Below are 9108 nucleotides of genomic sequence, written 5' to 3'. Positions count from 1 at the left end.
ATATGGCGCAGCGGACGGGACTCGAACCCGCGACCCCCGGCGTGACAGGCCGGTATTCTAACCGACTGAACTACCGCTGCGCGTAACACTAAAGCGAATGGTGGGTGATGACGGGATCGAACCGCCGACATTCTGCTTGTAAGGCAGACGCTCTCCCAGCTGAGCTAATCACCCTTCACTTTCGGTGTGGCGCGCATTCTACGGAGCGACTTCACCTCTGGCAAGCACTTTTTTAATTAATTTTTTCAGGCCTTCCAAAGGCTTAGCGAAGGGTTGGCCTATGACGCCGCTAAGAGAATAATGCCCTCCTTTGTATAAAGGAGAGACTCACCCCATGTGGTTCAAAAACCTGCTTATCTATCGCCTGACCCAAGATCTGCCTTTTGATGCCGAGGCGTTGGAAACTGCACTGGCCACCAAACTGGCGCGCCCATGTGCAAGCCAGGAGTTGACCACCTACGGTTTCGTCGCGCCGTTCGGCAAGGGCGAAGATGCGCCGCTGGTACACGTCAGCGGGGACTTCCTGCTGATCGCCGCCCGTAAGGAAGAACGCATTCTGCCGGGCAGCGTCGTGCGCGACGCGGTGAAGGAAAAGGTCGAAGAGATCGAAGCCGAACAAATGCGCAAGGTCTATAAAAAGGAGCGCGATCAGATCAAGGATGAAATCATCCAGGCTTTCCTGCCCCGCGCCTTTATCCGTCGCTCGTCGACCTTCGCCGCCATCGCGCCGAAACAGGGCCTGATCCTGGTGAACTCGGCCAGCCCGAAACGTGCCGAGGACCTGCTGTCCACCTTGCGCGAAGTGATCGGCTCGCTGCCGGTGCGTCCGCTGACGGTGAAGATGTCGCCGACCGCGACCATGACCGAGTGGGTTACCACTCAGAAAGCCGCGGACGATTTCTTCGTGCTGGACGAGTGCGAACTGCGCGACACCCACGAAGACGGCGGCATCGTGCGCTGCAAGCGTCAGGACCTGACCAGCGAAGAAATCCAGCTGCACCTGAGCACCGGCAAAGTGGTCACTCAACTGTCGCTGGCCTGGCAGGACAAACTGTCGTTCGTGCTCGACGACAAAATGGTGGTCAAGCGCCTGAAGTTCGAAGACCTGCTGCAAGATCAGGCGGAACAGGACGGTGGCGACGAAGCGCTGGGCCAACTGGACGCCAGCTTCACCCTGATGATGCTGACCTTCGGCGACTACCTGCCGGCGCTGGTTGAAGCGTTGGGCGGTGAAGAGACACCGCAGGGGATCTGATTACCTCAGGGCGCTTCGCCGCTCAGCAGGCATCTGACCAAGGTCGATACTTGATCCTCGGGTTAATGATGGGCACTCTATTGCGCAGCGCGGGGACGACCTCGCGGCTCGATCGAGTGATTAATCCGGGGACGACCCCATCCATCGATGGAGGTCTTTGATGTCCTGGATCATTCTGTTTTTCGCCGGTCTGTTCGAAGTCGGCTGGGCCGTGGGCCTGAAATACACCGACGGTTTCAGCCGCCCTCTTCCCACCGCATTGACCGTTACCGCCATGGCGATCAGCCTTGGCCTGCTGGGCCTTGCCATGAAGGAATTGCCGCTGGGCACGGCCTATGCGATCTGGACGGGAGTGGGGGCGGTCGGAACGGTGATTGCCGGGATCATTCTGTTTGGTGAATCCATGGCGCTGTTTCGGCTGGCCAGCGTGGCGTTGATCATTACCGGGTTGGTTGGGCTCAAGGTCAGCGCTTAGGCCACTGACGCCATCGCGGGCAAGCCCGCGATGGCGCCCACCCACTCACCAACTATCTAACGGTCCCACGCAACTCCCCCACCAACCCTTGCAGTGTCGCCGGCTCCGCCACCTCAACGGCCACCGCCGGCCCCGCCACCAGGGTCACCCGCGACCACAACCGACGGAACATCCCCTTGTTCGGATCGCGGCTGAAGAAACTCCCCCACAACCCTTGCAACGCCAGTGGAATCACCGGCACCGGCGTTTCTTCGAGAATCCGCGTCAGCCCGCCCTTGAACTCGTTGATCTCCCCATCAGCGGTCAACTTGCCTTCCGGGAAAATGCAAACCAACTCACCGTCCTTCAGATATTGGGCAATGCGGGTGAAGGCTTTTTCGTAAATCTGGATGTCTTCCTGGCGCCCGGCGATCGGAATCGTTCCGGCGGTGCGGAATATGAAGTTCAGCACCGGCAGGTTGTAGATTTTGTAATACATCACAAAGCGAATCGGCCGGCGCACCGCGCCGCCAATCAGCAGCGCGTCGACGAACGACACGTGGTTGCAAACCAACAGTGCCGCGCCCTCTTCGGGAATCAGTTCCAGGTTGCGATGCTCGACGCGGTACATGGAATGGCCGAGCAACCAGATCATGAAGCGCATGGTGAACTCGGGGACGATTTTGAAGATGTAAGCGTTGACGCCGATGTTCAGCAGCGACACCACCAGGAACAGCTGCGGGATCGACAGCTTGGCGATGCTCAGCAAGACGATCGACACAATTGCCGATACCACCATGAACAGGGCGTTGAGAATGTTGTTGGCGGCGATCACCCGAGCCCGCTCATTCTCGACGGTGCGGGACTGGATCAGTGCATACAGCGGCACGATGTAAAAACCGCCGAAGACTCCAAGCCCGAGGATGTCGATCAACACCAGCCAAGTGTGACCGAACCCAAGGATTTCGATCCAGCCATGGCCGGTAACGCTGTCCGGAATTGCGCCGGAATGCCACCACAGCAACAGGCCAAATACGGTCAGACCGAATGAGCCAAACGGCACCAGACCGATCTCGACTTTGCGCCCGGACAATTTCTCGCAGAGCATCGAACCCAGTGCGATGCCGACCGAGAACACTGTAAGAATCAGCGTCACCACGGTCTCGTCACCGTGCATCCACTCCTTGGCGTACGCCGGGATCTGCGTCAGATAAATCGCCCCGACAAACCAGAACCATGAGTTGCCGACGATCGAGCGCGAGACCGCAGGGGTTTGCCCCAGGCCCAGCTTCAAGGTGGCCCAGGACTGGCTGAAGATGTTCCAGTTCAGGCGCATCTGCGGCGATGCTGCCGCAGCCCGGGGAATGTTGCGGCTGGCCAGGTAACCGAGGATCGCGATGCCGATGATTGCCGTGGACACCACCGGTGCGTAGTTGCTGGCCGACATCATGACCCCGGCACCAATGGTCCCGGCGAGTATCGCCAGGAAGGTGCCCATTTCCACCAGGCCGTTGCCGCCGACCAGTTCTTCTTCGCGCAACGCTTGCGGCAGGATCGAGTACTTCACCGGCCCGAACAGCGCCGAGTGGGTGCCCATGGCAAACAACGCCAGCAGCATCAGCGACAGGTGATCGAACATGAAACCGACCGCTCCGACCGCCATGATGACGATTTCCCCGAGCTTGATCAGACGGATCAGCGCGTCCTTGGCGAATTTTTCCCCGAACTGCCCGGCCAGCGCCGAGAACAGGAAAAACGGCAGGATAAACAGCAACGCACACAGATTGACCCAGATCGAACGGTCACCCTCGATCGTCAGCTTGTACAAAATGGCGAGGATCAGCGACTGCTTGAAGATGTTGTCGTTGAAGGCCCCAAGGGATTGCGTGATAAAAAACGGCAGGAAGCGCCGAGTGCGAAGCAAGGTGAATTGCGAGGGGTGACTCATCTTCCATGTGTCCCTGATTTTTTTGGTAAAGGGTGGCGTGGATACTGTTATTGGAATGTCGAACGTCGATCCAGGCCACACACATTACCTAATCTTTACCGGTCATTTCTTTAATCCTGCGATGCACGGCGAGACAAACAACTCGCCCCGCCACGCGCCCTGCACTGTACGTTTGGCGACAATCAGCCACATCACTGCCAGCATGGCCACCAACACGCAACCAAAGACACTGAAGAACGTCAGGTTCAAGGTGCTGGCCAGTTTCAGCGTAGTCAGGGAATAGACACCCAGCGGGAAAGTAAACCCCCACCAGCCGAGGTTGAACGGGATACCGGCGCGCAAGTAACGCACGGTAATCAACAGCGCCATCAGCATCCACCAGAACCCGAAGCCCCACAGTGTGATACCGGCCACCAGTCCAAGCCCCTCAGCTATTTCACCAATCCCCGGCAGACCGTTGGCGAAAAAGATCGCCGGAGCGTCGGCGCCCAGCAGCAACATGCCCAATGCGCCGGTACCGATGGGGCCAAGAGCCAACCAGCTCGAGGCGGCCATGTTCTCGTGGGGCAGTTTATGCAACGCCATGCGCAGCAATAGGATGGTCAGAATGCTGAACGCCACCGGCAGGGAGAATGCCCAGAGCACGTAGCTGGTGATCAGCACAACCAACCGGGAATGAGCGTCGACCAGGTGCGGCGCCAGCAAGCCACCACTGGCAGCCGCCACTTCCGCCGCCACCACCGGCAACAGCCACACGGCAGTCATCTGGTCGATGCTGTGTTCCTGACGGGTGAACATCATGTAGGGGATCAGTACGCCGCAGGCCAGCGACATCGCCACGTCCAGCCACCACAGCACTTCGGCTGCTTGAATCACGGCATCGCCCCAGCGCGGCATACCGAACAGCAGAAAGCCATTGATGATGGTCGCAAGCCCCATGGGAATGGTGCCGAAAAACATCGAAACCGTGGAGTGGCCGAAAATCCGCCGCGCCTCGTCGAAGAACATGACCCAACGCGCGGCATACATGGTCGTGAACAAGACAAACAGAACCATATTGAACAGCCACAAGGCTTCGGCCAGTGCATGCAGGCCGGGCGTTACGAGGGGCAGTTGCGCGAGCGCGAGTGCCAATACCCCGGTGCCCATGGTCGCGGCGAACCAGTTGGGGGTGAATTGGCGGATGGCCTCTCGTGGGTGTTGCAAATGACTGAACGGTTTGAGACCGGGTTTAACGCTTTGGGTGCAGGTCATGGTGAACTCCTGTCCTCTGATGAGGTGGAGCTCATGGTAGATCCGAATCGCATATCGATATAACGGGTATTTTCTCTAACTGTTATCTATTTTGCAGATAAGCCATCAGACGCTACCTTCAGTCTCGATTACCAGTATCCTCGCCACACCCAACGGATGAGCCACATGCTCGGTGCCCACCGAAGCATAAAAAATATCGCCCACTTCCAGCAGCGTCTCCCTTTCGACACCCTCTTCGCGATAACGCATCCGCACCTGCCCATCGAGCACCACGAACACTTCCTGGCCATCGTTGACGTGCCATTTATAGGGCTGATCGGTCCAGTGCAAACGGGTGGTGATGCCGTTCATGTTGGCAATATCCAGCGCCGCCCAGGCGCGGTCACCGGTGAAGGATTTGCTGCGGATGATCTTCATGGGTCGGTCCGTCGAAATGAATGGCGGTGCCAAGGCTAACGGTCATCGAACATCGACGCCACAGACTTTGCCAGGCAGTAACGCCGTCTTCGCGGGCAAGCCTCGCTCCTACAGGTATTACATCTTGTAGGAGCGAGGCTTGCCCGCGAAGAGGCCCGACAAGACACTAAAGATCGAACTGACTCCCAACCTGCGACACCCCGCCACGCCACGACCTTGGTCGACACTGACTAACTCCGGCAGTCATGCGAGACTGTCTGGATCGGGCATAGTCCCGGATGTCTTTTGTCTGGAGTTCCCATGTCGCTGTCCACCGGGCTGATTGCTTCCGTCGCCCTGGCCTATATGGCCATCCTGTTCGCCATCGCCTTTTACGGCGACCGTCGCAGCACGCCGTTGCCGCCACGGCTGCGTGCCTGGGTGTACAGCCTGTCGCTGGCGGTTTATTGCACCAGCTGGACATTCTTTGGCGCCGTCGGCCAGGCAGCCGAACAACTCTGGTCATTCCTGCCGATCTACCTTGGGCCGATCCTGCTGCTGGTGTGCGCGCCGTGGGTCCTGCAAAAAATGGTGATGATCAGCAAGCAGGAGAACATCACCTCCATCGCCGATTTCATCGCCGCCCGCTACGGCAAATCCCAGTCCCTGGCGGTGGTGGTGGCGCTGATCTGCCTGGTCGGCGTGCTGCCCTACATCTCCTTGCAGCTCAAGGGCATCGTGCTGGGCGTAAACCTGCTGATCGGCGCCGGCGCCGATGCCATGGGCACGCGAGCCCAAGACACGGCACTGATCGTGTCACTGGCATTGGCGCTGTTCACCATCGTTTTCGGTACCCGCAACCTCGACGCCACGGAACACCACCGCGGCATGGTGCTGGCGATTGCCTTTGAATCGCTGGTCAAGCTGTTCGCTTTTCTGGCGGTCGGCGCGTTCGTGACCTACGGCCTGTACGACGGTTTCGACGACCTGTTCGATCAGGCCATGCTCGCCCCACGCCTGGAAGCCTATTGGAAGGAAACCATCAACTGGCCGTCCATGGTGGTGCAGACCGGTGTGGCGATGATGGCGATCATCTGCCTGCCCCGGCAGTTCCACGTGACCGTGGTGGAAAACATCGACCCCCAGGACCTGCGCCTGGCCAAGTGGGTATTCCCGATCTATCTGGCGCTGGCCGCGTTGTTTGTGGTGCCAATCGCACTGGCCGGTCAGATGATGCTGCCCAGTTCGGTAATACCGGACTCATTCGTCATCAGCCTGCCTCTGGCCCAATCTCACCCGGCCCTGGCGATGCTGGCGTTTATCGGCGGCGCTTCGGCGGCGACCGGCATGGTGATCGTGGCCAGCGTGGCACTGTCGACCATGCTCTCCAACGACCTGCTGCTGCCCTGGTTGCTGCGGCGCAACAACGCCGAACGACCATTCGAAGTGTTCCGCCAGTGGATGCTTTCGGTTCGCCGGTTGAGCATCGTGGTCATTCTGTTGCTGGCCTACGTCAGCTATCGCCTGCTGGGCTCGACCGCCAGCCTGGCGACCATCGGCCAGATCGCCTTCGCCGCCGTGACCCAACTGGCCCCGGCCATGCTCGGCGCCCTGTACTGGAAACAGGCCAATCGCCAGGGGGTGTTCGCCGGACTGGCCACCGGGACGTTCCTCTGGTTCTACACCCTGGTGTTGCCGATCGCCGCCAATGGTCTGGGCTTGCCCTTGAGCAGTTTTCCGGGCCTGGCCTGGCTGCAGAGTAACCCGTTGAACCTGCCGATCACGCCACTGACTCAAGGCGTGGTGCTGTCCCTGGCGGGCAACTTCACTTTATTCGCCTGGGTCTCGGTGCTATCACGTACGCGGGTTTCGGAGCACTGGCAGGCCGGCCGTTTCATCGGCCAGGAAATCAGCGCCCGCCCCAACGCCCGTTCGATGCTCGCGGTACAGATCGACGACTTGCTGCAACTGGCGGCCCGTTTTGTCGGCGAAGAACGCGCCCGTCAGAGCTTCATCCGTTTCGCCTACCACCAGGGCAAAGGCTTCAACCCGAACCAGAACGCCGACAATGAATGGATCGCCCATACCGAACGCTTGCTGGCCGGTGTACTCGGCGCTTCTTCGACCCGGGCGGTGGTAAAAGCCGCCATCGAAGGTCGGGAAATGCAACTGGAGGATGTCGTACGGATTGCCGACGAAACCTCGGAAGTGCTGCAGTTCAACCGCGCCCTGCTGCAAGGCGCCATCGAGAACATCACCCAGGGCATCAGCGTGGTCGACCAGTCGCTGAAACTGGTGGCCTGGAACCGGCGTTACCTGGAGCTGTTCAACTATCCCGACGGCTTGATCAGCGTCGGCCGGCCAATTGCCGATATCATTCGCTACAACGCCGAGCGCGGCCTGTGCGGCCCCGGCGAAGCGGAAGTACACGTCGCCCGCCGCTTGCACTGGATGCGTCAGGGCCGTGCCCATACCTCCGAGCGCCTGTTCCCCAACGGTCGAGTGATCGAGCTGATCGGCAACCCGATGCCCGGCGGCGGTTTCGTCATGAGTTTCACCGACATCACCGCGTTCCGCGAGGCCGAGCAGGCGCTGACCGAAGCCAACGAAGGCCTTGAGCGGCGGGTCGCAGAACGGACCCACGAGCTGTCGCAACTCAATCTGGCCCTGACCGAAGCCAAGGGCACCGCCGAATCGGCCAACCAGTCGAAAACCCGTTTCCTGGCCGCCGTCAGCCATGACCTGATGCAACCGCTGAACGCCGCGCGGCTGTTCTCGGCCGCCCTCTCCCATCAAGAAGACGGTTTGTCCAGCGAGGCGCAGAAACTGGTTCATCACCTGGACAGTTCACTGCGTTCGGCCGAAGACCTGATCAGCGATCTACTGGACATTTCCCGTCTGGAAAACGGCAAGATCAACCCTGATCGCAAGTCCTTTGTGCTCAATGAGTTGTTCCATACGCTGGGTGCCGAGTTCAAGGCGCTGGCTCAGGAACAAGGGCTGACATTCCGCGTCAGGGGCAGTGCGTTACGGGTCGACAGCGACATCAAACTGCTGCGCCGGATCTTGCAGAATTTCCTGACTAACGCCTTCCGCTACGCCAAAGGGCCCGTGCTGCTCGGCGCTCGGCGGCGCAACGGCGAGCTGTGCCTGGAAGTCTGGGACCGTGGACCGGGCATTGCGGAAGACAAACTGCAGGTGATTTTCGAAGAATTCAAACGCCTCGACAGCCACCAGACCCGGGCCGAGAAAGGTCTGGGCCTGGGACTGGCGATTGCCGATGGGCTATGCCGCGTACTGGGTCACACCCTGCGCGTGCGCTCCTGGCCAGGTCGCGGCAGTGTGTTCAGTGTCAGCGTGCCGCTGGCTCAGGCACAAACCGCGACGCCGGCTAAAGTCGCCGAACTCAACGGCCATCTACTCGGCGGCGCACAGGTGCTGTGCATCGATAACGAAGACAGCATCCTGATCGGCATGAACAGCCTGCTCACGCGTTGGGGTTGCCAGGTCTGGACCGCGCGCAACCGTGATGAATGCGCGACGCTGCTCAGCGACGGGATGCGCCCGCAGTTGGCGCTGGTGGATTACCACCTGGACAATGGCGAGACCGGAACCGACTTGATGGCGTGGTTGCGCACGCAGTTGGGCGAGCCGGTGCCGGGGGTGGTGATCAGTGCCGATGGACGGCCGGAGACGGTAGCCCAGGTGCATGCAGCGGGTCTGGATTACCTGGCCAAACCGGTGAAACCGGCGGCGTTGCGGGCGTTGTTGAGTCGGCATTTGCCGTTGTAGCGTGTCGCC

General features: G+C 60.1%; 6 protein-coding genes and 2 tRNA genes. 3 read left to right on the top strand and 5 right to left on the bottom strand.

The features are described 5' to 3' along the window. Positions 1-3 precede the first annotated feature (3 nt). Both HCU66_RS04240 and HCU66_RS04235 read right to left on the bottom strand, forming a co-directional pair. Positions 4-80: transfer RNA gene (locus HCU66_RS04240), tRNA-Asp, on the bottom strand. Positions 81-98: 18 nt separating this feature from the next. Continuing rightward, positions 99-174: transfer RNA gene (locus tag HCU66_RS04235), tRNA-Val, on the bottom strand. Between the two features lie 160 nt (positions 175-334). Here HCU66_RS04235 and rdgC point away from each other — a divergent pair. Both rdgC and sugE read left to right on the top strand, forming a co-directional pair. Continuing rightward, positions 335-1255 (top strand): recombination-associated protein RdgC, encoded by a 921-nt coding sequence (gene rdgC, locus HCU66_RS04230; protein ID WP_205887305.1) that lies wholly within the window; start codon positions 335-337, stop codon positions 1253-1255. Positions 1256-1415: 160 nt separating this feature from the next. Next, entirely contained in the window at positions 1416-1730 is a 315-nt protein-coding gene (gene sugE / locus HCU66_RS04225; RefSeq protein ID WP_205887304.1) for a quaternary ammonium compound efflux SMR transporter SugE, read from the top strand. A gap of 52 nt (positions 1731-1782) precedes the next feature. Here the strand turns inward: sugE and HCU66_RS04220 are convergent, their stop codons facing one another. The 3 genes from HCU66_RS04220 to HCU66_RS04210 all read right to left on the bottom strand — a co-directional run bounded on the left by HCU66_RS04220 (position 1783) and on the right by HCU66_RS04210 (position 5328). Continuing rightward, positions 1783-3657 (bottom strand): MFS transporter, encoded by a 1875-nt coding sequence (locus HCU66_RS04220; protein ID WP_205887303.1) that lies wholly within the window; start codon positions 3655-3657, stop codon positions 1783-1785. Positions 3658-3759: 102 nt separating this feature from the next. Further along, positions 3760-4911, bottom strand: a complete 1152-nt coding sequence (locus tag HCU66_RS04215) for a TDT family transporter (RefSeq protein WP_205887302.1) — start codon at positions 4909-4911, stop codon at positions 3760-3762. Between the two features lie 105 nt (positions 4912-5016). Beyond that, positions 5017-5328, bottom strand: a complete 312-nt coding sequence (locus tag HCU66_RS04210; RefSeq protein WP_205887301.1) for a cupin domain-containing protein — start codon at positions 5326-5328, stop codon at positions 5017-5019. A 300-nt stretch (positions 5329-5628) separates the two neighbouring features. On the opposite strand from HCU66_RS04210, the gene HCU66_RS04205 reads away from it, so the two are divergent. After that, on the top strand, positions 5629-9099 hold the full coding sequence (locus HCU66_RS04205) for a hybrid sensor histidine kinase/response regulator (protein WP_205887300.1): 3471 nt from the start codon (positions 5629-5631) through the stop codon (positions 9097-9099). Positions 9100-9108: the final 9 nt, after the last annotated feature.

Origin of the sequence: Pseudomonas frederiksbergensis, from assembly GCF_017114915.1 — a bacterium.
GTDB classification, from domain to species: Bacteria; Pseudomonadota; Gammaproteobacteria; order Pseudomonadales; family Pseudomonadaceae; genus Aquipseudomonas; species Aquipseudomonas frederiksbergensis_I.
This window is presented reverse-complemented; position numbering and strand designations above follow the sequence as displayed.

What these genes read in the sequence shown, in the direction of transcription:
- rdgC (WP_205887305.1), top strand. Translation starts at nt 335, where the DNA reads ATGTGGTTCAAAAACCTGCTTATCTATCGCCTGACCCAAGATCTGCCT.
- sugE (WP_205887304.1), top strand. Translation starts at nt 1,416, where the DNA reads ATGTCCTGGATCATTCTGTTTTTCGCCGGTCTGTTCGAAGTCGGCTGG.
- HCU66_RS04220 (WP_205887303.1), bottom strand. Translation starts at nt 3,657, where the DNA reads ATGAGTCACCCCTCGCAATTCACCTTGCTTCGCACTCGGCGCTTCCTG.
- HCU66_RS04215 (WP_205887302.1), bottom strand. Translation starts at nt 4,911, where the DNA reads ATGACCTGCACCCAAAGCGTTAAACCCGGTCTCAAACCGTTCAGTCAT.
- HCU66_RS04210 (WP_205887301.1), bottom strand. Translation starts at nt 5,328, where the DNA reads ATGAAGATCATCCGCAGCAAATCCTTCACCGGTGACCGCGCCTGGGCG.
- HCU66_RS04205 (WP_205887300.1), top strand. Translation starts at nt 5,629, where the DNA reads ATGTCGCTGTCCACCGGGCTGATTGCTTCCGTCGCCCTGGCCTATATG.